This is a genomic window from Streptococcus sp. IsoGale022 (assembly GCF_031142805.1).
Classification (GTDB): domain Bacteria; phylum Bacillota; class Bacilli; order Lactobacillales; family Streptococcaceae; genus Streptococcus; species Streptococcus sanguinis_A.
This window is the reverse complement of sequence record NZ_JAKZJI010000002.1, coordinates 57934-83825: the sequence shown is the minus strand read 5'-3', so window position 1 is coordinate 83825 and position 25892 is coordinate 57934. Positions and strand designations below refer to the sequence as shown.

Annotated in this window: 23 protein-coding genes; 3 read left to right on the top strand and 20 right to left on the bottom strand. The window is 44.4% G+C overall.

Annotation, left to right across the window (positions count from 1 at the left end; genetic code table 11):
• Positions 1-47 precede the first annotated feature (47 nt).
• The 12 genes from RG608_RS01910 to RG608_RS01855 all read right to left on the bottom strand — a co-directional run bounded on the left by RG608_RS01910 (position 48) and on the right by RG608_RS01855 (position 14079).
• Positions 48-1244 (bottom strand): phosphoglycerate kinase, encoded by a 1197-nt coding sequence (locus RG608_RS01910; RefSeq protein ID WP_268687003.1) that lies wholly within the window; start codon positions 1242-1244, stop codon positions 48-50.
• 246 nt (positions 1245-1490) lie between these two features.
• A complete protein-coding gene (locus tag RG608_RS01905; protein ID WP_101771819.1) occupies positions 1491-2180 on the bottom strand; it encodes a VIT family protein in 690 nt (229 codons plus the stop codon).
• Positions 2181-2352: 172 nt separating this feature from the next.
• On the bottom strand, positions 2353-4854 hold the full coding sequence (gene leuS, locus RG608_RS01900) for a leucine--tRNA ligase (protein ID WP_308946480.1): 2502 nt from the start codon (positions 4852-4854) through the stop codon (positions 2353-2355).
• A 165-nt stretch (positions 4855-5019) separates the two neighbouring features.
• The gene (locus tag RG608_RS01895; RefSeq protein ID WP_268687005.1) at positions 5020-6114 is read right to left on the bottom strand and encodes a glycerol dehydrogenase; all 1095 of its coding nucleotides are present in this window, start codon (positions 6112-6114) and stop codon (positions 5020-5022) included.
• 45 nt (positions 6115-6159) lie between these two features.
• Positions 6160-6828: a fructose-6-phosphate aldolase gene (locus tag RG608_RS01890; RefSeq protein ID WP_308946479.1), complete on the bottom strand. Its 669-nt coding sequence runs from the start codon at positions 6826-6828 to the stop codon at positions 6160-6162.
• Positions 6829-6842: 14 nt separating this feature from the next.
• Complete coding sequence (locus tag RG608_RS01885) at positions 6843-9284, bottom strand: glycyl radical protein (protein WP_308946478.1); 2442 nt, start codon at positions 9282-9284, stop codon at positions 6843-6845.
• A 168-nt stretch (positions 9285-9452) separates the two neighbouring features.
• Positions 9453-10754 (bottom strand): PTS sugar transporter subunit IIC, encoded by a 1302-nt coding sequence (locus RG608_RS01880; protein WP_126435945.1) that lies wholly within the window; start codon positions 10752-10754, stop codon positions 9453-9455.
• A gap of 17 nt (positions 10755-10771) precedes the next feature.
• Positions 10772-11083 (bottom strand): PTS sugar transporter subunit IIB, encoded by a 312-nt coding sequence (locus RG608_RS01875; protein WP_002929056.1) that lies wholly within the window; start codon positions 11081-11083, stop codon positions 10772-10774.
• Positions 11084-11103: 20 nt separating this feature from the next.
• Complete coding sequence (locus RG608_RS01870) at positions 11104-11427, bottom strand: PTS lactose/cellobiose transporter subunit IIA (protein WP_002907360.1); 324 nt, start codon at positions 11425-11427, stop codon at positions 11104-11106.
• Positions 11428-11752: 325 nt separating this feature from the next.
• On the bottom strand, positions 11753-12244 hold the full coding sequence (locus RG608_RS01865) for a hypothetical protein (protein ID WP_268687008.1): 492 nt from the start codon (positions 12242-12244) through the stop codon (positions 11753-11755).
• A gap of 101 nt (positions 12245-12345) precedes the next feature.
• Positions 12346-13317 carry a sugar-binding transcriptional regulator gene (locus RG608_RS01860; RefSeq protein WP_268687009.1) on the bottom strand — a complete coding sequence of 324 codons (972 nt, stop codon included), beginning with the start codon at positions 13315-13317 and terminating at the stop codon, positions 12346-12348.
• An 18-nt stretch (positions 13318-13335) separates the two neighbouring features.
• Positions 13336-14079 (bottom strand): DeoR/GlpR family DNA-binding transcription regulator, encoded by a 744-nt coding sequence (locus tag RG608_RS01855; RefSeq protein WP_268687010.1) that lies wholly within the window; start codon positions 14077-14079, stop codon positions 13336-13338.
• 124 nt (positions 14080-14203) lie between these two features.
• On the opposite strand from RG608_RS01855, the gene RG608_RS01850 reads away from it, so the two are divergent.
• A complete protein-coding gene (locus RG608_RS01850) occupies positions 14204-14980 on the top strand; it encodes a glycyl-radical enzyme activating protein (RefSeq protein WP_268687011.1) in 777 nt (258 codons plus the stop codon).
• 71 nt (positions 14981-15051) lie between these two features.
• Here the strand turns inward: RG608_RS01850 and RG608_RS01845 are convergent, their stop codons facing one another.
• A complete protein-coding gene (locus RG608_RS01845; RefSeq protein WP_268687012.1) occupies positions 15052-15921 on the bottom strand; it encodes a glycosyltransferase family 2 protein in 870 nt (289 codons plus the stop codon).
• Positions 15922-16131: 210 nt separating this feature from the next.
• Here RG608_RS01845 and RG608_RS01840 point away from each other — a divergent pair, with 210 nt between their 5' ends.
• The gene (locus RG608_RS01840; RefSeq protein WP_268687013.1) at positions 16132-17112 is read left to right on the top strand and encodes a nuclease-related domain-containing protein; all 981 of its coding nucleotides are present in this window, start codon (positions 16132-16134) and stop codon (positions 17110-17112) included.
• Positions 17113-17161: 49 nt separating this feature from the next.
• Here RG608_RS01840 and RG608_RS01835 read toward each other — a convergent pair whose 3' ends face one another.
• The 6 genes from RG608_RS01835 to RG608_RS01810 all read right to left on the bottom strand — a co-directional run bounded on the left by RG608_RS01835 (position 17162) and on the right by RG608_RS01810 (position 23424).
• Complete coding sequence (locus tag RG608_RS01835; RefSeq protein WP_308946477.1) at positions 17162-18577, bottom strand: LPXTG cell wall anchor domain-containing protein; 1416 nt, start codon at positions 18575-18577, stop codon at positions 17162-17164.
• 118 nt (positions 18578-18695) lie between these two features.
• A complete protein-coding gene (locus tag RG608_RS01830; RefSeq protein WP_308946476.1) occupies positions 18696-19625 on the bottom strand; it encodes an aldo/keto reductase in 930 nt (309 codons plus the stop codon).
• 9 nt (positions 19626-19634) lie between these two features.
• Entirely contained in the window at positions 19635-21413 is a 1779-nt protein-coding gene (locus RG608_RS01825) for a beta-galactosidase (RefSeq protein WP_308946475.1), read from the bottom strand.
• A complete protein-coding gene (locus tag RG608_RS01820; protein WP_002929041.1) occupies positions 21414-22775 on the bottom strand; it encodes a PTS sugar transporter subunit IIC in 1362 nt (453 codons plus the stop codon).
• A gap of 5 nt (positions 22776-22780) precedes the next feature.
• Positions 22781-23098, bottom strand: a complete 318-nt coding sequence (locus RG608_RS01815; RefSeq protein WP_308946474.1) for a PTS lactose/cellobiose transporter subunit IIA — start codon at positions 23096-23098, stop codon at positions 22781-22783.
• Between the two features lie 8 nt (positions 23099-23106).
• Positions 23107-23424, bottom strand: a complete 318-nt coding sequence (locus tag RG608_RS01810) for a PTS sugar transporter subunit IIB (RefSeq protein ID WP_004188921.1) — start codon at positions 23422-23424, stop codon at positions 23107-23109.
• A 204-nt stretch (positions 23425-23628) separates the two neighbouring features.
• On the opposite strand from RG608_RS01810, the gene RG608_RS01805 reads away from it, so the two are divergent.
• Positions 23629-24825, top strand: a complete 1197-nt coding sequence (locus tag RG608_RS01805) for an ROK family protein (protein WP_308946473.1) — start codon at positions 23629-23631, stop codon at positions 24823-24825.
• Positions 24826-24913: 88 nt separating this feature from the next.
• Here the strand turns inward: RG608_RS01805 and RG608_RS01800 are convergent, their stop codons facing one another.
• Entirely contained in the window at positions 24914-25810 is an 897-nt protein-coding gene (locus RG608_RS01800; protein ID WP_308946472.1) for a haloacid dehalogenase-like hydrolase, read from the bottom strand.
• Positions 25811-25892: the final 82 nt, after the last annotated feature.

The following is a 25892-nucleotide window of genomic DNA, read 5'->3' as shown; positions in this document are numbered from 1 at the left end:
AGTTTTGTACTTGTTATCTACAAAATCAAAGTTTCTAAGCTTGCTGCTTATTTCTCTGTCAATGCTGCAAGTCCTGGTAATACTTTACCTTCAAGGAGTTCCATTGATGCACCACCACCAGTAGAAATCCATGAGAACTTGTCTGCACGGCCAAGGTTGATGGCTGCAGCAGCTGAGTCACCACCACCGATGATTGATTTTACGCCAGGTTGTTTCACGATAGCGTCCATAACACCGATTGTACCAGCTTGGAAGTCTGGGTTTTCAAACACACCCATAGGACCATTCCAGACAACAGTTTTCGCACCAGTCAAAGCTTCATCAAATTTAGCGATAGATTTTGGACCGATATCCAAACCAAGGAATCCTGGATCCACTGCTTCACCTTCAGTGTCTTTCACTTCAGTATAGTCCGCAAATGCGTTTGCTTCTTTTGAGTCAACCGGCAAGATCAATTTACCGTTTGCTTTTTCAAGAAGAGCTTTCGCAACATCCAATTTGTCTTCTTCTACAAGTGAGTTACCGATTTCGATACCTTGTGCTTTGTAGAATGTGTAAGTCATACCACCACCGATAAGGACTTTATCAGCTTTTTCAAGCAAGTTTTCGATAACACCGATCTTGTCAGATACTTTTGAACCACCAAGAATAGCTACGAATGGACGTTCTGGAGTTTCAACAGCTTCTTGGATGTAGGCAATTTCGTTTTCAAGAAGGAAACCAGCAACAGCTTTTTCTACGTTGCCTGAGATACCAACGTTAGATGCGTGTGCACGGTGAGCTGTACCAAATGCATCATTTACAAAGATACCATCTCCAAGAGATGCCCAGTATTTACCAAGTTCAGGATCGTTTTTAGATTCTTTCTTGCCGTCAACATCTTCAAAACGAGTGTTTTCAACCAAAAGAACTTGTCCATCTTCAAGAGCATTGATAGCTGCTTCCAATTCAGCACCACGAGTGACACCTGGGAAAACAACGTCTTGACCAAGTTTAGCAGCCAAGTCTGCAGCTACTGGTGCAAGTGATTTACCTTCTTTATCTGCTTCTTCTTTGACACGTCCAAGGTGAGAGAAAAGAACAGCACGTCCACCATGTTCGATGATATATTTAATAGTAGGAAGAGCTGCAGTGATACGGTTATCGTTAGTGATTACTCCATCTTTCAATGGTACGTTAAAATCTACACGAACGAGGACTTTTTTACCTTTCAAATCAACGTCTTTAACAGTAAGTTTTGCCATGTTACAAAAACTCCTTTTTATATTTTATACGCAACTATTATATCATATTTTCCAAAAGTTTTCTTGATATAAGGAAAATTTTCACAAAAAAGAAGTGCCACGCACTTCTTTTTCGCGAACTTTGGAATTAGAGAATAGGAAAAAGGGCGCTAAACTCATTCAGACAATAGTTAAAGCTGGATTTTTTCTCTAGATTCGATAATGCAAAAAGTCAGTAAAACTACTGACTTCAACTTTTTCTACTATCTAAATTGCAAAGACTTGCCCTACTGCATAAGTGACTGCCATGGTTAAAAGACCGATAACGAGGTTGCGAATCATAGCATTTTTGAGTGGTGCTTTGCCCAATCTAGCGCTGGTATAGCCTGTTCCCAAAAGGGCCAAGGCCACGATTAGAACGGTTGCCCAGATACGGACGCTGGCTGGAAGCAGAATAATGGTAATCATAGGGAAAAGCGCACCAACAGCAAAGGCTAAAAAGCTTGATAGGGCAGCATGCCAGGGATTAGTGAACTCCTCAATCTCGATTCCATATTTTTCCTGCACCAAAGCCTCCAACGGATCTTGGAGAAAAGCCCGATTGGTCATGAGCTGGGCAGAAGTCTCACACTCGCCATTTTGAACATAGGCAGCATAGAGAGACTGCCTAGCAATATCTGGATTTTTCTCTAAAAGCTCCCGCTCTCTGGCAACAGCAGCTTCCTCTGTATCCTTTTGAGTAGAAACTGATACATACTCTCCACCAGCCATAGAAAAGGCGCCCGCAAAGACTGCCGCCAAACCAGATAGAAATATAATCCAGACATCGTCCGTCGCACTAGCCACCCCAATAACCACACCTGCTATGGAAATAATACCATCATTGGCTCCTAAAACCCCTGCCCGCAAGATATTCAGCTGACCACTAAAGTTCGTATCAATTTTATGTTCTTCCACGATTTAAATTTTCTCTTCTCTTTTATTTATAATGATTATAAATAAAATCTAGAAGTAATACAAGAGAAAATCGAAAAATGAGAAAAGTTCTACTATTTAAGACAAGATTTCTATTGAAAAAAGAGGAGACCTTTTCACGACTCCTCCTTTATAAGCATACTATAAAAAGTAATTATTTAACCACAATATTAACTAGTTTATTTGGAACGCTAATCACTTTAACAACTTCTTTGCCGACAATTTCTGACTTGATTTTCTCATCTGCCAGAGCGATTTCCTGCAATTCCTCCCGGCTCAGGTCCTTAGCTACGATTAGCTTAGCACGGACTTTACCCTTGATTTGAACTACAATTTCGACCTCTGCCTCAACCAGCTTGCTTTCGTCACAAGTTGGCCAAGCTACGTAGGAAATGCTCTTGTCAGTTTGAGCTACTGCCTGCCAGAGTTCTTCAGCCAAGTGCGGTGCGAAAGGCGCAAGCAATTGAATGAAACCTTTAGCATATTCGACATAGAGTTTTTCTTCCTTGTTGGCTGCATTAACAAAGATCATGAGCTGGGCAATGGCTGTGTTAAACTTGAGCTCCTCAATCTGCTCTGTGACAGACTTGACTGTTTCATGGTAGACCTTGTCCAAAGCTCCGCTATTTTCAGAGACCAGCTCCTTAGAGTTAAGGAGACGATAGACCCGATCCAGGAACTTGCGGCTGCCTTCCAGACCTTCCTCGCTCCAAGCGATAGAAGCATCCAGCGGCCCCATGAACATTTCATAGACACGCAGTGTATCAGCACCATATTGCTTCACTACATCATCTGGGTTGACCACATTCTTCAGAGACTTAGACATCTTAGCAGGCGCCTGCTCCAGTTCTTCTCCCGTTTCGATGTTGAAGAAAGAACCATCGCGTTTTTCCACCTTGTCTGTCGCCACTAGAGCACCGCGGCTATCACGGTAGCTAGTCCCCAGAATCATCCCTTGGTTAAAGAGTTTTTGGAAAGGTTCTTTGGTCGGAACCACTCCGATATCATAGAGAAATTTGTGCCAGAAGCGAGCGTAGAGGAGGTGGAGCACAGCGTGCTCTGCGCCACCGATATAAATGTCAACTGGCAGCCAAGCCTTGAGCAAATCTTCATCTGCTAATTTCTCATTGTTGTGCGGATCAATGTAACGCAGGTAATACCAGCTGGAACCTGCCCATTGAGGCATGGTGTTGGTTTCGCGGCGTCCTTTGACACCATCTTCCCGAGTCACTTCCAGCCAGTCAGTCAGATTAGCCAGAGGGCTTTCACCGGTACCAGAAGGACGGATATCCTTGGTTACAGGCAAGACTAGCGGCAATTCATTTTCAGGAACTGCTGTTGAAGTCCCGTCTTCCCAATGAATGATGGGAATCGGCTCACCCCAGTAGCGCTGACGGCTAAAGAGCCAGTCGCGCAAGCGATAGGTGACTTTTTCATTTCCGACACCTTCTGCTTCCAGCCAAGCAACCATCTTCTCAATCGCGGCAGCCTTGTCCAAGCCATCTAGGAAGCCAGAGTTAATATGCGGACCGTCTTCTGTGTAAGCAGCTTCTGCAACATTGCCACCCTCTAGAACCGGAATAATCTCTAAATCAAACTGCTTAGCAAACTCCCAATCGCGCTCGTCATGCGCAGGAACAGCCATGATAGCCCCTGTTCCGTAGCTTGCAAGCACATAGTCGGCAATCCAGATGGGGATTTCCTTGCCATTGACAGGATTGATGGCATAAGCTCCTGTCCAGACACCAGTCTTCTCCTTAGCCAAATCAGTCCGAGCCAGATCGGATTTGAGACTGGCTGCATGTTTGTAGTCTGCAACTGCTTGGGCTTGTTCTGGACTTGTAATGACATCGACGAGAGCATGCTCTGGAGCCAAAACAGCATAGGTCGCACCAAAAAGGGTGTCCGGACGAGTCGTAAAGACAGTGAAATCCTTGTCTGTGTCCTTAATCTTGAAGGTTACATTAGCACCGGTTGACTTGCCAATCCAGTTGCGCTGCATATCCTTGATAGACTCTGGCCAGTCCAGCTCCTCCAAGTCATTGAGCAAACGTTCTGCATAGGCTGTGATTTTCAGCATCCACTGACGCATAGGTTTGCGGACAACCGGATAGCCACCGCGCTCAGATGTACCGTCTGGCAGAACTTCCTCATTGGCAATAGCCGTTCCCAACTCTTCCACCCAGTTTACTGGCACTTCAGCTTCATAAGCCAGGCCTTTTTCGTAGAGCCTAGTAAAAATCCACTGGGTCCATTTGTAGTAGTTGGGGTCAGTTGTATTGACCTCCCGGTCCCAGTCATAGGAGAAGCCCAGAGCATTGATTTGACGCTTAAAGTTGGCAATGTTTTCCGCTGTAAAGTCAGCTGGGTCATTGCCTGTATCCATGGCGTATTGCTCAGCCGGCAGACCAAAAGCATCCCAGCCCATAGGATGAAGAACGTTATAGCCCTGAGCCCGCTTGTAGCGGCTGAGGATATCTGTCGCCGTGTAGCCCTCCGGATGCCCTACATGGAGCCCAGCTCCTGATGGGTAAGGAAACATGTCCAGCGCATAAAAGTTAGGCTTGTCCTTATTCGTACCTGTCTTAAATGTATGGTGCTCCGCCCAATATTTCTGCCACTTGGGCTCGATTTCTTTGTGATTATAATAAGCCATTCTTTTCTCCATTTTTTGTACTGTTTCTATTATACCATTTTCAAGGGATTTTGAAAGACGGAATTTCATGACTGCCAGACACATCAGACAAGGGAGCTCTCCACCAAAAAACAAGCCACATTGTCAGCCCTACGGTTGAAAGGTGGCTTGTTTTATATTTTGCTTTTATTTATCCAAATCTCTGACATATTGGTCGACTGCTAGGATGGCACCTGCAATGTCAGAAGCTGAAATCTCAAATGGCATCTGATGAATGGTTTCGCCCTCAATCATCGCTTGCTGACCAACTTTGAGCAAATCTTCATAGCTAGCATTTTCTAAATGCATTTCTTTCAGAGTTGTCGGCATACCAATCTTTTGATAGAAGCGAATATATTTTTCCAATTCTTCTTTAGGTCTGTTTTCTAAGAAGAGCTGGGTCAAGGTTCCATAGGCAACTTTTTCACCGTGGGTCAGGTGATGAATATCGCCTGTGAGAGCTGTAAAGCCGTTGTGGATAGCATGGGCTGCTGCTAAACCTCCGCTCTCAAAGCCAACGCCACTGAGAAGGGTATTGGCTTCAATGATATTTTCCAGAGCTGGAGTTACAACTTTTGCTTCACAAGCTGCGATAGCCTGCAGGCTATCTGCAAACAGTGTTTCTTCACACTTCTTCGCAATTGCTACACCAGCCAGACTCTGTCTTTGTCCCAACATGGTAGTCCCATTTTTCTGCTGGACAGCACGCGCCTCTACCCAAGTCGCTAAACCATCTGCAATCCCAGAAGCCAGAAGCCGTTTTGGCGCTCCAGCAATTACTTTCGTATCCACCAAGACGAGTTCAGGATTTTTACTATAGAAAATGTATTTTTCAAAGGCTCCATCTTCTGTATAGATAACAGAAAGTGCTGAGGTTGGGGCATCTGTAGAGGCAATGGTTGGCGCAATGACCACGGGACGACCTAGTATGTCTGCAATCGCCTTCGCACTGTCAATCGTTTTTCCACCGCCTAGACCAATAACCAAGTCTGCTCCGTCTTTTTCAGCCAAAGCAACGACCCGATCTATTTCAGCATCAGAAGCTTCTCCGTTAAAAGCGACATGCAGCACATGAAAGCCATAACGGGTAAGGTAGTCATTGAATTTTTCCCCAACAATCTGGTAAACCACATCATCACAAAGCAAGACTGGATGGTTGCCTAACTGAAGAATCTGTTTTGCATTTTCAAACAGAGCATTCTCTCCTTGAATGTAACGAGACGGACTTGCAAAAATTTTCATAGAGCACCTCTTTCCTTTTTATAGATAGAGCATTATACCTGCCTTTTAAATGTATTCCTGATTGTGAATTGCTGACCAGTCAGCGGCAAAGTCATCTACTGCCTTAGCGATAGACGGCATGGCAAAAGCTGCTGCAAAGATATCTGGTCCTGCTGTAATGGCTTGGGCCTCATCAGCAAAAGCACGATTGATTTGGTCAACATTCTTAAAGGAAGCTGCCAATATTTTGCTGGCGGAATGATCCCGCTCAATTGCCTGAGCTAGCTGGCTAATCACAGCATCTGAATCAATATTGAGATTTTCCATGCGGTTATAGTAAGGAGCAAGATAGTCAGCCCCTGCTTCAATGGCTAATAGTCCTTGAAAGGTTGTATAAATGGCTGTCGCTGTGATCTTGTAACCTTCTGCTTTGAGAGTTTTGATAGCTGCCAGACCAGCCGGTGTGACCGGAACTTTAATATAGACAGCATCGCCGCATTTTTTTCGAATTTCAGCGACATCCTTCAAGATGCCCTCATAATCTTTAGCAACAACCTGCACATGGATAGATGGACCTTCTCCTATGATTTCCCGAACGGCACGAATCCGTTCGAAGAAATCTATTTTCCCTTCTTTTTTTGCGATGGTCGGATTAGAAGTCACTCCCGCCAAGGGGAGGACTTCCGACCATTTTTTTATCTCCTCTAAATTTAAGGTATCAAGCATGAATTCCATAAATTGGACCTCTTTTACAATGTGTGCTCCGTACGTCCGATAATATCATCTTGCGTCGCCTTGGAAAGCACATTGAAGAAAGCAGAGTAGCCTGCAACGCGAACAATCAAATCGCGGTGTTTTTCAGGATGCTTCTGAGCATCAATCAAGGTTTCCCGAGAAACGACATTGTATTGGATATGATAGCCATGCAGACGGTTAAAGAATGTACGAAGCAAGGCAATAAGTTTCACTTTATCTTCTTCCTTAGACAGGGTCTGAGGATTCACTTTTTGATTGAGCAGAACGCCTCCTACGATTTCATCTGTCGGCAATTTGGAAACAGATTTTAATACAGAGGTCGGGCCGTTCTTGTCCATATTGTGGGACGGAGAGCAGCCTTCAGCGAGTGGTGTTCCGGCATTGCGGCCATCTGGTGTCGCCAAGGTACCGCGACCTTGACCGACATTAGCTGAAATAGAAGATGTTCCAGAGTAGCGGATACCGCCAATTGGACCACGGCCATAACGGGTATTTGGATATTTAGCGATTTCATCCACATAAATATCATAAGCATCTGTCACTAGCTTATCTGCGTAATCATCATCATTACCATATTTCGGTGCATCATGAATCAGCATCTCTTGAATTTCTTTACCACGCTCACCTGCATAGTCCGTTTCAAGTGCATGCCAGAGTTCTGCCGGAGTCAGCCTGCCTTCTTCAAAGACTAGCTTCTTGACGGCCGCCAATGAGTCTGATAGATTGGCAATACCGACTTGAAGGCCAGAAATATAGTCATAGACAGCTCCACCCTCTTTCAAATGCTTACCGCGTCCGATACAGTCATCTGTCAAAGCTGAGCAGAGGATATCCGGCACTTCTCTTTCGAGAGACAGGTCAATAGAATTTTCCACGATGACACTCATGCGGGTCAAGTGGCGCAAGGTCTTGTCCCAAGCCGTTTGCAGCTCTGCAAAGCTCTTCATATCTTTAAAGTGACCGAAGCTTGGCGCAAAGCGCTTGCCAGATACTGGATCAATCCCATCGTTCATAGTGATCAGGAGTACCTTAGGGAAGTTCATGTAGCTCATGCCTGTACAACGGTAGCCCCATTTACCAGGCACAGCAGTTTCCACACAGCCGATAGCACTGTAGTCATATGCATCTTCTTCCAAAACGCCTTTAGCAATAAAGGATGGGATGATGATTTCATCATTATTGAAGGCCGGCATACCGAAACCGAGCTTCATGACTTCAATACACTCATTCATAAAGCAAGCATCTAGGCCTGCATGATAGCGAACAGTCAGATTCGGCTGAGGAAGATGAGTTTGAGCTACAGATTTCAACACAAGGTAGGAAAGTGGGTTGACTGCATCTCTCTTATCTCTCGTTTGGCCACCGATTGTCACATTTTGATAAAGCGGACTGCCCGCAGATGAGAAAGTATGAGCCTGACTGCGGACTTTATTAATGGTAATCGTCTTAATCCAGAGATTGGTTAAGCGTTCTACAATGCTAGCCTCAGTCTCACGTCCAGCTTCCAAATCTGCCTTGACATAAGGATACATGTACTGGTCAAAGCGTCCATAAGAGAGTGAGTGTCCGTTGGACTCAATCTGAAGGATACACTGGATAAACCAAACAGACTGAACAGCTTCAGCAAAGGTTGATGCTGGCTCGTACGGCACTTTAGAACAGATTCTAGCGATTTCTAAGAGCTCCTGACGGCGCCTAGGCTCTGCTTTTTCAGCCAGCTGATTGGCCAAGGCTACAAAACGCTCCGCATAAGCTTTCACAGCATCTACTACGATGAAAATGGAATCATAGAAGTGGTATTTGTCAATACTAGCCGGATCGGTCAAATCCAAAGCTTCCTTAGCTGCGCGAGCTTTTTCTTCAAAACCTTTCAGCCCATAGGCCAAGAGTTTTTGATAGTTGACCGCCAAGTGGGCGTCCCCAGAGTTCATCTTTCCTTCCATACCAAAGAAGCCAGTTTCCATATAAACCTGAACTTCTTCTGGAAGTAGAGCCCCTGCTCGAGCACGGAGGTTATTGTTTTCCCAGAAAGGAGCAATACTACGGAGCTGCTCTTTGGTTTCCTCTGTGATGTAGAAGACGTCTCCGTCCCGCTTCTCAAAAAGATCTAGTTCATTGAGTACAAACTCTAAAGTATACTCTGGGAAGATAGGCGCATCTTTATTAGATGAAGCCTGATTACCGACAATCATCGTTTCATCTTCGATATAAAGCGTCATATTTTCCAAAATCTCTTTGAGCATGTAAGCACGTTTCAACACATTTGGTTTTTCCTTATGCTTATCATAGGCCTTAGTAGCTAGGACAGCACGCTCTGCGTCAATATAGGGCTTTTTATTTAAAACATCTTCCCGATATTTATTCATCCGCTCTGTTAAACTGCCAAAATAGTCTGTTTTTATTGTTGTTCTTTCTACTTCTTTTACTTGGATCATTTGGCCACGACCTTTCTTATGAAAATTAATTTATTTCTTTCGTAACTATTGTAACATGCAAAATCTTAGAATTCAATCATTTATAAGCGATTACAGAATTAAAGATTTTTTGCACATTTGTGCCATCTGAGCCAAGAAACTTTTGTGTTTTTATTCATCAAAGTCAAATTATTCTTCATTTTCCAATTCGTTATTATAGGCAATCTTATCCTGAAACTTCACAAATGGGAAATAGACAAAGGCAGACATGGCTAGGATCACAATTTGAATGACTGCCCCTTGCCAGCCAGCGACCATAAAGCCAGAAATGATAGCCGGTGTACTCCAAGGCAAAGTCACACCTGCGAATGGCTGCATAAAGCCGACTGCAATCGCCATGTAGACAATCAAAGCAGCTAGAACCGGTACCAAAACGAAGGGCAGGAACATGACCGGATTCATCACAATCGGAAAACCAAAGACAACTGGCTCATTGACATTAAAGATTGCCGGGAAAGCTGCAACTTTCCCCAGAGCCTTATACTGCTTGGACTTGGCAGCAAAGAGCATGGCCACGACCACTCCGAAAGTGATTCCGGAGCCAGACAAGATAAGAAAACTATCCAAAAATTGCTGAGTCACAATATGAGCGCCTTGACTGACAGACAGCTTATCTGCAGCAAGCAGGGCCTTATTAGCATCTAGATTTGACAACAGCAAGGCTGTTACGACACCATTGACAACGGACTGGCCGTGGACGCCGAACCACCACAGGAAAGAAATGAAGAAAGCAATACCGATAGCTCCATACAGAGAGCCCGTCAGACCTTGCAGAGGCACCTGAATGACATCGTAAATCATCTCAATAAAGGTACCGCCACCAGTCGCTATCTTGGCAATAATATAAACAAGCATCGACAGCAAGAAAATAACGAAAGCTGGAATCATGGCTTCAAACTGCTTGGCAATTGCTTGCGGAACCTGCTCTGGCATTTTGATGACAATATGCTTTTGAATGAAAATCGTATAGATACTGCCAACTGCCAAACCAATAAGAATGGCCCCAATGATTCCTTGACCACCAAACCAGACCTTGGCAATCGCATCTCCAATCGCTTCACCCTTTTCTGGTATGTAGGAGGATTTCAAAAGGATAAAGAAGGAAGAAAGAGACAACACCCCTGCCGGCAGAGGCTCTACACCGCTGTTCTTAGCATAAGAATAGCCGATTGAAAAACAAGAAATCAGCCCCATAATGGCAAAGGTTCCTGAATAAACCTGCATAAACGGTTCTGTCCAGTCTGCCCCAAACACACCAGCAATGGCTTGATTTAGACCTTCAAATGGTAATTGCCCTACAATCAAGAATAGACTTCCCACAACTGTAAGAGGCAAAATTGCCAACATACCGTCTTTTAAGGCGATAATCCCGCGCATATTGACAAACTTCATAATCGGCGCAATGATTTTTTGAGTATCCACTTTAGACATAACGAAGCTCCTTGATTTTAATGTTTATCCAACAAACTCAAAGCGAGGTTTAGCACTTTTTTACCATCTAGCATACCGTAATCAGCCATCGGAATAACTGCAATCGGAGTATGGCAGCTGTCGCAAATAGCTGTAGATTTGTCTAGTGTATAGGCTACCTGCGGGCCCAATAAAGCGACATCCAGATCCGCTGCATAATCAGCCAGCTTAGCCTGAGAGTAGGCTTCAATCTCAGCTTCTACCCCTTTTTCAGCTGCAGCTATCTTCATGTTATTGACCAACATTCCTGTTGAAAAACCTGCCGCGCAGAACAAACCAATCTTAACCATCTTTTCATCCTCCTGATGATTCATTTTTTCCCTTGTAATTCTCTTCTCAAGTCGATGATTTCTTTGATGAGGTTAATCTCTGTAATGCTAGTCATCAAATGATCTTGAGAATGAACAAACAGCGCTGTAATCTCTGTCTTCGTTCCTCCAGCTTCCTGAGCTAGGAACTTGGTCTGCAAGTTATGGGCCTCTAACAGCGCCTTATCTGCCAGCTCAATCTGCTCATCGCATTCTGAAAACTTACCATCTTTAGCTAGTGATAAAGCTTGATAAATATGCTGCTTGGCATCACCAGCGTCTAAGATAAGGCCCATGATAATTTGATCTGCTACAATCATTTCCATATGTTACAACCGCTCCTATCTTTATGATTAACAAAAACTTGTTCTTTTGTTTGAAAGTGATTTATTTTTGTTTGTAACTAAAATGTATCACCTTTATCTCAGTCCGTCAATATATTATAGAACAAATTAGCTTATTTAAATTTTTTCGCACATTTGTGCAAAAATACCCCCCATAAAGGACAATTCTGTACAGCTGTATTTATCTGCGAATCAAAGGCACTCTATTAGATAAGAACGATCAGCAGATTCGGCACAAAAAAGAAGCAGCAGCTATTTGCTTCTACTTCCTCATATATGCTATTTTAAGAAACGGAAACTTATCTTTTTATACGGCCTTCTCAATTTCCTTTGCTATTTTACTTTTCCGCAATTTCCTCTGGAGGATGCATTTCAATAAAACAGCAGGATTCAGACTGTAGGATAATTGCAATTTAAAATAATTAATCCACTCGATGACAGCAAAAAACCAAATTGCTAAAGAGATTATACCTGTGGAAAATTCACTGTAATTTAAAATAATTATCAGGGCTCCCACACCCAGTAAAATAAGGTCTAAGAGCTTTAGTATCTTGTAAATTTTGCCTGTATATCTTTCCGCAAATCCTGGATTGGAAATCCTTTTTATCAAAATCCACCAGAAAACAGAGCCCTGTATCAGAATAAAACTAAGTACAAACAAGGAGAAAGAAATAGAAATCAAAGCTCCAGTAGTAAGAATCCATTTTTTGAGCAGGAAAAAATTCATCCAAAATACTAGCACAGCGACTAGCTCTCCTGTGGCTAAACTAGTCAATTTTTGTTTCATAAGCTTTTTCAAATCAACAATCCACCTCCATATATAAGTGCTAGTTTACTATAAAAAATAGGATCCCTGAATCCCGTCTTGGAAGTCTTATTTCACCTGAGATTCTACTGTCATCAAGAAGTGAAGAAACTCCTATCTCCGTCCAAGTCTAACATTTTCAAAATAGTCGCTTCATCTGTGACCAAGTGATTGACATATCCAGCTCGCAACACAGCTAATATAGCAGCAGACTTTTGACTGCCATAAGCAAAGGCTAGACTAAGCGGCACTTTTTTCAAATTTTCCAAAGAGATGGCAATCGTTCGATTTTGCAAATGCTGGTAGACCATGTCCCCTTTTTTATTAAAGAAGCGACAGCAGATTTCTCCGACAGCAGCATGGCTCTCTAGTGCAAGAAAATCCTCTAAGGTCAGCATGTCCAGCCATTGACGATTTCTCGTGTCAACCTGCCCGCCAATACCAACCACAGCCACATCCAGCTCCTGCCAGCTGCTTTTTAGCTCTTCAAAATATTTAGAAGCTAAAATTCCATTTGTCAGCTGCTCATCTTCCTGAATAATCGTGGAATTTATAAAACGGCAGTCCCCATGGTATTTCCCAGCCATGCTATAGATGAGGGTGTTCACATGGTAGCGTGCATGGATATGACTGGGGCCACCCGCCAAAGGAAAGAAATGGACATTTGTCAAATGCTTGCTGCTGGAGTGCTCTACCAAAAGACTCAAGCTCTTTCCCCAAGAAAAGCCCACTTTATCATTGTCTTTAATCAGGCCGCGCAGCATACCCGCAGCAGCTTGCGCCAATCTCTCTTCCAGATCTGCTGGAGATTCATCCACTAAATTACTGACAATCTCGATTCCCTTGAGCCCGTATTTTTCTTTTACATAGTTTTCCAAGTGGAACAAGCGAGTATCAAAGTCTTCAATCTCAATCTTTACAATGCCCTCTTTTTTAGCTTCTGCCAGCATTCGGCTGATGGTGGTGCGATAAATCCCTGTCTCAGCCGCAATGTCAGACTGGCTTTTTTCTTCTATATAGTAGAGATAAGCAATTTTTGCCAATAGTTTTTTTCTTTCATTTTTCATCTTATCTCCTTCTCTCTGCTAGATTAGAGTCAGCTTGATATCCGCAGCTTTCAAGCGCTCAACAGCCTCTTTAGGAATCGCCTTGTCAGTCACCACTTGGGCAATCTGCTTGAAGCCGAATCTCTTAACCGTACCTTTTTTGGTGAACTTGCTTGAATCCGTCAAAACAATCATCTGGTCAGATGCCTCTGACATATACTGTACAACCTCACTCCGCATCAGGTCCTTGCCTGTAAAGCCTAGATTTTCATCATAGCCATCTGTTCCGACAAAAGCATGTTCTACGTGGAAAAAGCGAATCATTTCCTTGAGAAGAGGCCCTACTGTCACCTGCGAATCTTTCTGAAATTCTCCACCCAGCAAAATAATTTTACAAGAATCAGCTTGCTTTATATAATCCGCAATAAAATAAGAATTGGTAATAATCTTGACATTGTTCTTCGTTCGGCAGATTTCCTCAGCTAACAAGGCACAGGTCGAACCAGATTCAATCATAATGGTTTCATTATCCTGAACGATTTTTGCTGCTTTCTGGGCAATCCGTCGTTTGGTATCATAATGAAAGGAAAGTCTGACATTCAGATCATCGCCGCTATTTAAAACAGCATAGCCATGCTCTCTGCGCAGCAGACCTTTGGTTTCCAGCTTATCCAAGTCCTTGCGAATCGTTACTTTGGACACTTTTAAGCGGTCAGATAAAGTATTGACATCGATTCGTTCAAATTCAGATACTAATTTAACAATTTCATCTAAACGTTCCATTCTATCACCTCTGCTATTATTGTAACAAAAGACGCCTTAAAAATAAAATAAAAATAACTTTCATTCGTAATTGTTTTTCTTTCTAAAATAAGTTATAATGATTGTATCCAAAGGAGGCCTGAGTATGGAAACAACAAAAGGAATTATTTTCAACATCCAACATTTCAGTATTCATGATGGACCAGGGATTCGTACAACGGTTTTCCTCAAGGGCTGTCCTCTACGCTGCCCTTGGTGCTCTAATCCAGAATCACAGCAACACAGACCCGAGCCTATGCTGGATGCTACTACCAAAAAAAGCATCACTATGGGGGAAGAAAGAAGCGTTGAGGAGATTATCGACGAAGTCCTAAAGGACAGAGATTTTTATGAAGAATCTGGCGGTGGCCTAACCTTATCTGGCGGAGAGATTTTCGCTCAGTTTGAATTTGCCAAGGCCATTCTCAAAGCCGCTAAGGACAAAGGGATTCATACCGCTATCGAAACAACTGCCTTTGTAGAACACGAAAAATTCGTGGATCTCATCCAATACGTTGATTTTATCTATACAGACCTGAAGCATTATAACTCTGTCAACCACCGCAAGGTGACTGGAGTAAAAAACGAATTGATTGTTCAGAATATCCACTACGCTTTTACTCATCAAAAGACGATTGTTCTGCGCATTCCTGTCATTCCAGATTTTAACGACTCTTTAGAAGATGCAGAGCAGTTTGCGACCCTGTTTAATGAGCTATCCATCGATCAAGTCCAGCTGCTGCCTTTCCATCAATTTGGCGAAAACAAATACAAATTACTCGACCGAAAGTATGCCATGGAGGATGTCAAGGCCTTGCACCCTGAAGACTTATTTGAATACCAAGATGTCTTTTTGAAGCATGACATTAATTGTTATTTTTAGTCTTCAATTTTTAAAACACTAAAAAACAAGCCACGCTTTCAGCCCTATGGTTGAAAGGTAGCTTGTTTTATTTATTCTCCAAATAGTTTGAGTTTGCTTTCAATTTCCTGATAGACCAGACTGGACTGCATACCGACGGCTGCAGCGCTGTCGCGACAATACTGGAGCAGGAAGGTGTAGTACTTGTAGTAGAAGCTCAGGTCATAGCCCAGCTTACCTAGAATGGCTAGCTGCTCCTCAAAACCTACAATCAAGTCTCGAAACCACTGCTCATTCCAAGTCATGGAGATGCTATTTGGCCGCAAGCGATAGTAATAGAGCGGTTCATTGAGATAGATGATCTTTTCTGACTGAAGGTACAGCTTATAAGTCGTGAAGGCATCTTCGGCCACTCGGCCGACTGGATAGCGCACTGTATCAAAGAGCTTACGCTTATAGAGCTTGGCCCAGGCACAGAGAAAGACACCGTCTACCATGCGTCGTTTAGGGTACTCCTCGATTATCTCTTCTCGCGTATAGAGGGTTTCAAAATGCTCTGTCGAATAGTAGAGGAAGGCTGAATCCTCAGCACGGAAACTACAGTGGTGACCAATGGCAATGTCCGCATCATACTCTTTCAGCTTTTCATAAAGACGGGCAACATGCTGCTCAGGCAGCCAGTCATCTGAATCAACAAAAATCAAATAGTCTGCACTAGAGTGCTCAATCCCTGTGTTGCGGGCACCGGACAAGCCTTGATTGTCCTGATGAATGAGACGAATCCTCACATCCTGGTCAGCCAGCTCTTGGCAAACCTGGCCAGAAGCATCTGTTGAACCATCATTGACTAGAATAATTTCCAGATTTTGATAGGTCTGACGACAGACGCTGTTCACACATTCTGCTAAATACTGCTCAACATTGTAAACAGGGATGATAACACTGATTAATTCCTGAGGCATAATAACTCCTATTCTTTTCCTGTCTTTTTATTATACATGATTTTTTAGGTTTGTGAGGTATTTTTAGAAAATAAGTTTTTAAAGGATAGTTTCCGTTTTTTAGACACATTTTTGTTAGTTGTTCAATTGCTGTGTTTTTACACTTATAAAAATCTTTCGTTCTTTATTTTGTGCTATACTCGAATTAGGGATTTTAAGGGAGATTAGGAAATGTTTGGATTCTTTTTCGTCGCATTTGTGGCTGTCTTTGGCATCGTCTTTTTTATCAGTTATAAGCTACTTGAAGACCGAGAAAACACGGACTCGGATTGGTCATCCAGCCAAAGTCCAGAGCCTGACTATTTCCAGCAAACCCAGACTGCCCCTTGGGAACTCAAATACAACAAGGGAAAACAGGGAGAGTACCAGCTTGGTCAGGTCTTGAACCAGCTCTATGGCTACAAAAAGATTTTGTACAATCTCTACATCTTCAAAGAAGATGGCACTACTACTGAGATTGATGCCCTGCTGATTCATCCATCTGGAATTTACATTTTTGAGTCAAAAAACTACAAGGGCTGGATCTTCGGCTCAGAAAACCAGCAATACTGGACTCAGGTTCTTTCCGGTGGACGCGGAAAATCTTACAAACATTCTTTTTTCAATCCCGTTATTCAAAATAAAGTTCATCTCAAATGGCTCAGCTATTATCTCAACAAGTACACACCCAATCTATACTCCTATATCGTCTTCGGCAATGACTGTCAGCTTAAGGAAATCCATCTAAACAGTGATAAGCATAAAGTTATTCAGATCTGGCAAGTGATTGGGACAATTGACTGGCAGGCCTGCCAAAGTCAAGTCTACCTGTCGCCTGAGCAGATTGACGACCTTTATCGTATGCTCCTGCCTTTGACCAAGCGAAAGCAGGTCATCAAAGAGCGCCATATTAACAGCATTACTCAGAATAAACAGCGTAGAGAAGCAGAAAAGATCTGCCCTCGCTGCCAGCATGGATTGGTGCTCCGTACAGCATCCAAAGGTTCTAAGGCTGGCCAGCAATTTTGGGGCTGCTCCAATTTCCCAAGATGCCGCTTTACTAAAAAATACCAAGCCCCTGTCTGCAGTCCGATTGCCGAGCAGGTTGCGCAAGTACCTAATTTTGAACAGACTGTCGTGCAAAACCTAAACCAAACACAAAGCAACAGCTAGAATCTGCTGTTGCTTTTTTGTAGATTATTTTTCCTCTAGCTTGTAAAACCTAAGATTTTTTCTTCAAGCCAAGGAAGCCAGCACCCAGTCCTAAGAGCCCGAATCCAAGCAGATTGGTCAATAGACTGCTTTGGCTGCCAGTCTTAGGCAGTTGTTTGGAAGAAGTTTGTTGAAGAGTTGGCTGTTGAGACACTGCTTGAGAATCAGTCTGGCCGCTTGCTTTATAGGTCAGATTTTCCGTTTGGCTACCCTTTGGATCAGGCCTCGCAGGAGTTGGCTGCTGAGCTTGATTTTGTGAGGTTTGTTCCATATCGGCCAACGGCACGATACTCTTCATAAACTCATCTTGTGAAATGGCCCTTTCTTCAACTGCATCTTGAATACCAGTGAGGCTGACAAAATAGTAACGAGCCCAATCCTTGGTCAGTCGCTGAATACCAGCCAGACCAGCTCCTGGATACCAGAGCGGCTTACTCACTTCTTCAGCAAATTTCCAGTCACCGCCAACTTGAATACCAAGCTTGGCATCTGGGTCAGATTTTTCAGAAATACGAGCCTCTACGGAAACTAAAACAGCTCGAATGCTTTGAGGATCCGGAATATCACGGGCTTGATCAGAACCCCAGTGGGCAACCCGATCCTGCTTAGGTAATACCTCAATAGCTGTTCCCCCGCCAGCCAAGGCTTCCTGCCGTGCATCTCCTACGTTGCTGGACATATTCCCCTTGAATTGAGAAACCCATTGAACCCCTTGAGGGTGATCTACAATTTTCTCCCAGACATTGGAGTTCTTCCGAAGGACGAAAGCCTGCATGTTACGAACATCTGCCCAAGCATTGCCAGCCTTATTGTCCGTCATTTCCATCACAACGCCCCAAGGATCAAATTCATTCATCCATTTGCCGCGTTCCTTGTCAAAGACAGCCTGCGCTTCTTCGTCGGTCATCCCTTCGCCTTTATAAGCTAGGTAGTACCAATCAGCTGCGGGGTCATAAGTCGGACGACCGCCTAACACGACGGCTCCGCCATTAAATTGGCCGGGGCCGCCATTAGGACCGCGCTTTTGACGCTCCCCATTTTCTTCAACGACATTTTCCTCCGACCAAACCCAGACATCCCCTTGATTGGCTCCCATCTGAGCAATGGCGCGCTGCTTCTGCTCATCGGACATGACCTGACTGGCTGGCAACTCGCTAGCAGTTGTAGCTGATTCGGCCTGACTTGCAGGAGCTGCTTGGGGTTCAGCCACAGCTGGATTTTCAGCCTCAGGACTTGCTTGGGCTGCTGGAGAAGTCGGCGTTTCAGCTACTGCGGCAGGGGCAGGCGCAACATCTTCTGCTTCAACTCTTGACACGCACGTCAAAGCTGCTAAGGACAAGAGGGAAGCACATAGCAGCAAGCCGCTTCCATACTTGGCAGCAGAAGCAGATTTTGCTAGGCCTTGCCAAGAAAACTTATTATTCATATCATTCTCCTTTCATAAGGTGCAGATTCGAGGTTAATCAATGAAGTATGCAGACTGACTCGCTGCTCTTAGTCTTCATTGATTCTGAATAACAAATAATCTCCCTGCAAAAACAAGCTTAGGGCAGAGGATTCCCTGCGCTCTTGTATATCTTATACCAGTCAGCCCGAGAGAGCTCAATATCAAAAGCAGCCACCATTGAGCGAATTCTCTGCGGATTCATGGAGCCAACAATTGGCTGCATTTGAGCCGGATGACGCAAAATCCAGGCGAGAACTAAGGCTTCAAAGGAAACTTGATAGTCTGACGCAAAAGCATGCAGAGTTTCTGTAAGCCGAGCATATTTAGGATGCTCCATAAACAGTCCCTGGTTCAAGTCGACCTGAAATGGTGACCAAGGCTGAATCGTGATATGATGCAATCGACAATAGTCCAATACACTACCATCCCGAACGATTGCCAAAGGATTGAGCATATTGGCATTGAGCCCAGCATCCAGCATCGGAGTATGGGCTGGACCAAACTGCAGTTGGTTGGCAATCAAGGGCTGCTCCACACTTTTCTGCAGCAGCTCGATCTGATAAGGATTTTGATTGCTGACTCCGAAATAGCGGACCTTACCAGCTTGGTGTAGCTGTGAGAAAGCTTCAGCCACCTCTTCCGGCTCCACAAGAGCATCTGGCCGGTGTAGGAGGAGCACATCCAGATAGTCTGTCTGCAAACGCTCCAAGCTGCCTTCAACCGAACGAATAATATAATCCTTAGAAAAGTCAAAATGGTAGTTGGTGTGAACATCCCGCAGTCCGCACTTGGACTGGATGAGAACTCGGTCTCGGGGAATTTTAGCTGAGCGAAGAGCCTGCGCAAACTTGGCTTCAGATTGCCCACCAGCATAAACATCTGAGTGGTCAAAGAAATTAATTCCCACTTCTAATGCTGTTTCAAGAACGGAAACGACCTCTTTAGGATCGTGCTCTGCCAATCGCATGCAGCCCAAAATCAGCTGACTGGCTTCTTTCAGTTCATTCCCGACTGTCATATATTTCATCGCAACACCTCATTTCTTATAGACCGGATGATCAAGCAAGGTCAACTCTTCAATCTTGACATTTTCAGTTTCAAAGACGATAAATTCATTCTTTTCCTTAAGTAGGCCAGACGGCACATAGAGATAGTGAATTGGTCCTTCATTCCAGTAGCGGCCAAGGTTGAAGCCGTTGACCGAAATACAGCCCTTCCCATACTTAGAGCAGTCAATGAAAGTATCAGCGATATCATCTAACTCTGCTTCAAAGCGATAGAAGGTCGGTGCTTTAACTCTTTCAGGTGGAGCTGAGTAGCAGTCTAGCTTGGCCAGCATTTCCTGGTCAAACTTGAGCGCATAATGCTTCCAACCCTTGCGGAACTGGTGGTTAATCATGATACCACCCTTGACTCCCTTGGATTGACTGGGTGCACCCAGCTTGTAACCATAGTTGACCCGCCCCATATTTTCCACCAACACATCAATCTGAATCCGTTCGGTGTCAGCTGAGAAGAGCATTTCATCACCGATTTCTTCCCGATACTGGGTAGCTAGGTGCTCCTGATTGATATAGAAATGACAGCGATCATGAGTCTCCAATGCCTTGAGCCTTTCCTCATGGTATTGATTTTTGATATCGGAACGGTAGAGAATATAGCCATGATTCTGCCCAATCTGCTCCATAGGCTGCGGATAATCCAGCTGAATTTCCTCTGTGATGTCCGCTGCAACATCCAGCAGATTTGCAGTCCCAAGCAGCGGAAAACTACCATAGGCCTTGGCCTGTCGGCTAATCGGCTCCATCTGCTCAAGCTCTGGAAAGACCTCGTGGGTCACCCGCTGAACAGCGTAGTATTTCTCGGTCGGCTGCCCCCACTCAGTAATAGGAGCATCAAAGTCATAGGAGGTAATCTGTGGCAAATCCTTGGTCTTGCGGGCAGAACAGCCGCTGATAAAACCAAAATTGGTCCCACCTCTCAGTAGGAAAAGGTTCATGCTGCCTAGCTGCAGCATTTCTTTGACATCCTGAGCCAAATCTTCTGCCTCTCGCCGAACGATTTCCTCGCTCCAGCGGCTGAACCAGCCATCCCAGAACTCTGTACACATAAGCGGCCATTTCTTGCCGTACCGCTCCATGAAAGCTCGCAGATTATCCGTGTTTTCCTTGGGCTGAGAGCCGAAATTCCCCGTCACAAAAATATCGTCTTCAATCAAGGTGCCAGACTCCAGGGCCTCAATCCAAGTCCCATCAGAGGTAAAGAGGGGAACCGTAACTCCACGTACCTTCATCATCTGCGCAATGCTACGCATGTAGGCCTTGTCCTCGGCGTAAGAACCGTATTCATTTTCCACCTGCATCATGAGGATAGGTCCGTCTTGATCACTCTGATAGGGCAGAAGCTTGGGAAAGAGCCAGTCATAGAAATGACTGACCTTTTCCAGAAAAAGCGGATGATTGACCCGCAGGCGCATTGAAGGATATCTCAAGAGCCAAGCCGGCAGGCCGCCAAAGTCAAACTCTGCACAGATGTAAGGCGTCGGACGGACAATGAGATAAAGCCCCATCTCCTCAACCAACTTGAAGTATGCTTCAAAATCCAGCATGCCCTCTGCCTGAAACTGACCTTCCTGAGGTTCATGCAATGCCCAAGGAATATAGGTTTCTACCGTATTAAAGCCTAAAGCTTTAAGATTGTAAAGGGTATCTCGCCACTGGTCTGGATGAAGCCGGAAATACTGAATAGCTCCCGATAAAATCTTAAAAGGCTTGCCATCCAGGTAAAATTCTTCTTTAATTTCAAATTTTGCCATCTATCCAAGCTCCTCCTGTTTATCTGCCATCTTGACAAAGGGCAGATATATAGCGGTTGAAATAGCGATATTAACCAGCGAAAGAATAATTGCCCGCCAGTCGAAGGCTGTCGCAAAGAAACCGTAGAGAACCGGCGGCATTACCCAGGTGACGTTTTGAGTAACCGGCGCAACTAAGCCCATAGAGGTTGCAAAGTAGGCTACTGTCACCATGACCATTGGCGTCAGGACGTATGGAATAAACATAATTGGATTCAAAACGATTGGCAGACCGTACATGACCGGCTCACCGATGTTGAAGACCATTGGGAAAATTCCCAACTTGGCCACTTCACGGTAGTGCTTGTTTCGAGATTGCCAGAGAATGGCAATGGCAACCCCAATCGCATCAAACCAGACAAAAGCACCAAAAGAATTATCCGTCCACATGTAAGGAATCGCATGCCCAGCCTGATAAGCTTCCAGATTGGCCAGCATGGTCACACCAAAGAGACTGGCCATAACTGGCGCTAGCACATTACCGCCGTGCAGTCCGAAGAACCAGAAAATCTTATTGAGAAAGACAATGAGCAGCACAGCCCAGAAGCTTTGAGACAAACTGAGAAGCGGCGCCTGAAGAATCTTGTAAATCCAGTCAATCAAGAGCTCGCCTGTCACCAGATTAAAGAGATAGGTCGCAATTCCCACGACATACATGGCAATCGCAGCTGGAATGATAGACAGGAACGGCTTCATGATAGCTGGCGGAACAGAATCTGGAAGCTTGATCGTCCAGTTACGATTCATAACCTTACAGAAGATAATGACAGACACAAAACCAATCAGAATGGCAGTAAAATAACCACGCGCACTGATCTGGTCACCTGGAATGACACTGTTAATCGTCACAGACAGGTCACTGCCGTCAAGTTTTAGCTCTGGAAGTTTTGAAATTGCCTTGCTCAGCCCTGGTGTTTTGCCAGCCAACTCAAAGGTTTTAGTAACTGATCCACCAATGGTAATGATGTAGGAAGCAACAGCTACCAGACCGGCAGATACCTTATCAGTATTGTAAATCTTAGCGATATTGACCCCGAAGGTAAAGAGGAACAAGAGGGTAACAATAGGAATACTGCCCTTAAATACCAGCCAGTTAATATCAATCAGCCACTGGAAGGTAGAGGAAATCCAGGTCCAGCCAAACTGTCCTGGCAAGTCAGATAGAAAAGCGTTGACCATGAGGGCGAAAGAGCCCGTCATAATCACAGGCATGGTCCCGATAAAGGAATCCCGCAGGGCAACCAGAAATTTTTGGTTGCCGATTTTATTGGCAATAGGCATGAGACGTGCTTGCCATTTATCAACCAAACTACTCATCTGCATTTCTCCTATTCATCAAATTTTTTATGCAAATCAACAATCTCCTTTGCCAAATCAACAAAGGCGATACTGGTCATGAGATGATCCTGCCCATACACCATAAATAAACTAAGTTCTGTCTTTTCTCCTTGTGCCTCCTTGCTCAGCATTTCAGCCTGAGCGTGATGGGCTTGCAGCAGGGCCTTTTGAGCCTGACTCAGCCTCTCCTGAGCTCGATTAAAGTCCTGCTTTTTAGCTGCAGCAATGGCTTCGATAGCACAAGACTTAGCCTCTCCGCCATACATAATGAGGGTCATAGCGACCTCTAAGGAATCTTTATTTTCCATAAGAATACCTACTTCATGAGCGACTCTGCCAGATCCAGGACCTTATCCCCCTTCATCATTCCGTAGTCCGTCATAGGGATAACATCCACCGGAATGCCTTTTGAAGCTAGTTTTTCCTGTAAATCCTCCAATAGATAGCGGACCTGAGGCCCCAGCAAAAGGACATCAACCTTTTTCTCGCTTAGATAGTCTTCTGCTTCTGATACTGGCACCGCAAATATCGTCGCAGCTAAACCTCGCTCCTCTGCAGCTTTCTGCATTTTATTGACCATGAGACTGGTGCTCATCCCAGCCGCACAGACTAACATAATCTGTTTTGTTTCCATCGGCATCCTCCTTTATGAATCTGACCTAGCCTGCAACGACGCTTGCTATTTATTTTCAATATATAAACAAAAATCCAAAAAAAGAATATTTTCAACCATGTTATTAATATTCTATAAAGATTATAACTATTTTTCTGTATTATGTCAACGCTTACATTTGAGATTTCTAGCTTTTTTTGATAGTATAGCAGCAGAGGAAATAAGATGACACGAACTAGAAAACAAAATGAGCTAAGGGCAACTGTCCTGGATCGGCTCTATGCCAAACGACCGATTTCCCGGATTGATATTTCAAAAGAAACTCAAATTACACCAGCCACGACCGGCAGCATCATCAATGAACTGATCAAGGAAGGCTTGGTACTGGAGCTGGGCGAGCTCAATGACGAGAGCGTAGGCCGCAAGAAAACCCTGCTAGACATTGCGCCTCATAGCCGCTACTATCTGGGCTTTGAGATTTCTGAAAAACAGCTAGCCATCGTCATTGCTGACAATACCGGTGAGATTGCAGAAAGCAGTATTCGGACTTATCAGGTCGAGGTGACCGGCGGCCCGTCTGACCAGGAAATCATCCGACTCATTCAAGATTTTCTGAAAAAGAACAGCCAATACTCTATCTCAGCGATTGCCCTCGGGCTGCCGGGGCATGTGAATCTCTCTGAGAGTGATTTTATCATTTCTAAAAATCCCCACTGGGGACAGATTAACCTGCGGACTATTCAAGAAGCCTTTGACCTTCCTGTCTACTTTGCCAATAAGTCGCACTGTTTGACACTGGCTGAACGCCTCTTTAGCTATCATCCGACAGACAGTAATTTTATCGTCTATCATGTCGCCAGAGGTATTCATTGCTCTTACATGTACATGGGCAGCATTTACAGTCAGGATAATTATCTTATCGGGGAGGTGGGGCATACCGTCATCAATCCTGAAGGCGAGCGCTGTCCTTGCGGCAAGCACGGCTGCCTGCAGGTTTATGCCAGCGAGAGCGCTCTGATTGATAAAGCAGCTATCCTGTATCGGGCTTCCCAGACCTCGCTCTTAAAGACCCTTGTAGAGGATGCTAATGATATTGATTTGACAAGTCTGATGACCGCCTATCGCTTAGGAGATTTGGGCAGCATTGAGTTGATTCATACTGCCTGCCGCTATCTGGCCATTTCCATTTCTAATCTCTGGCAGCTTATTGATAGCGAAAGGATTTATCTGGACGGCCAGATCTTCTCCTATCCGGTGATTGCCGAGCAGGTCCTGGCTCAGTTAGAGCAGGAAGTACCTCTCTTTCCAAAACAAAAACAAGCAGAGATTGTCATTATCCCCTACTCTAAATACAGCATTGCCCGCTCTGCAGTCAGTCTCTGTGTCTATCATGAATTTTTGGATAAAAAAGGAAACCTATAAAGGCCGAGAAATCCATCTCGGTCTTTCTTTTACAAAAAAAGAGACAGGCTTTCTAGGAGCTTCCCCCCTAAAAGTCTGTCTCTTTTTACTATCTATTAATCGAACGTGAAATCATGGAAATGGTGTGGCGCTGTCCTCTAAGAGCCTTGCTCATGGCAAAGATATTTTCAACCGGGGCCAGACAGCCGTAACCAGAATCCCCGATATGCTGGATATCTACACCGCAGATTTTGTTGCGGATGGCCATTTGCTTGACGATATCCTCATCAGCACTCTCCTGGCTGGTACCGATAGCACTCATAACCAGAGCCCCCTTTTGATGGGCCAGTCGGACAATCTGCTTCAAGTCCTGCTCGTCAAAGCCAGGCACACTGCCAACTGCCGGTGCTAGGACAATATCAACACCAACCTCGATAAATTGAGCGATTGCTTCCAGGTCTGCTACCGGCTCATCCACACCTGAAGCATGCATTTTGCCCGCAATCAGCAGGCCTGAAAAATTCTCCTTGACTACTCGAATGGTATCAATAATAGCCTGATTGGTGACACCAGTCCCCGGATTACCCGTCAGGCAGATAAAGTCAACGCCCAGCTCTTCTGCTCGTTGAATGGTCGCTAAACTAGCCTGACGCCCCTCATTAATGATCAGGCGTTCTCCTGCCATCTGGGCCTGACTATCCACCGGCTCTAGATTGATACCGATAGGACGGCCTACCAAGCGGTGTAGCTCCTCAACAAAATCTTCCTTAGCGTCCAAACCAGCTACAAAAGGCTGGAAGATATCAATCCCATTCAGCAGAATCAAGTCAGCACCAAAAGACCGAGCAATCTCTGCATTGGTCACATCACCGATATAAGATTCTTTAAAAGCTACGTTTTCAGACAGGATAACGCGGCCCTCACTGGCCTTGATGTTCTGTTTCAGCTCCGGCGCAGTCATACTTAAAATTTCTGAAGCATTTGAACTAATGAATCGTTTTACCATAAGAATATCTCTTTTCTTTATTATTCATTAATAAACACTTTGAAATCTATTCTATTTGGATATTTTGTTTATTTTTTGTTAT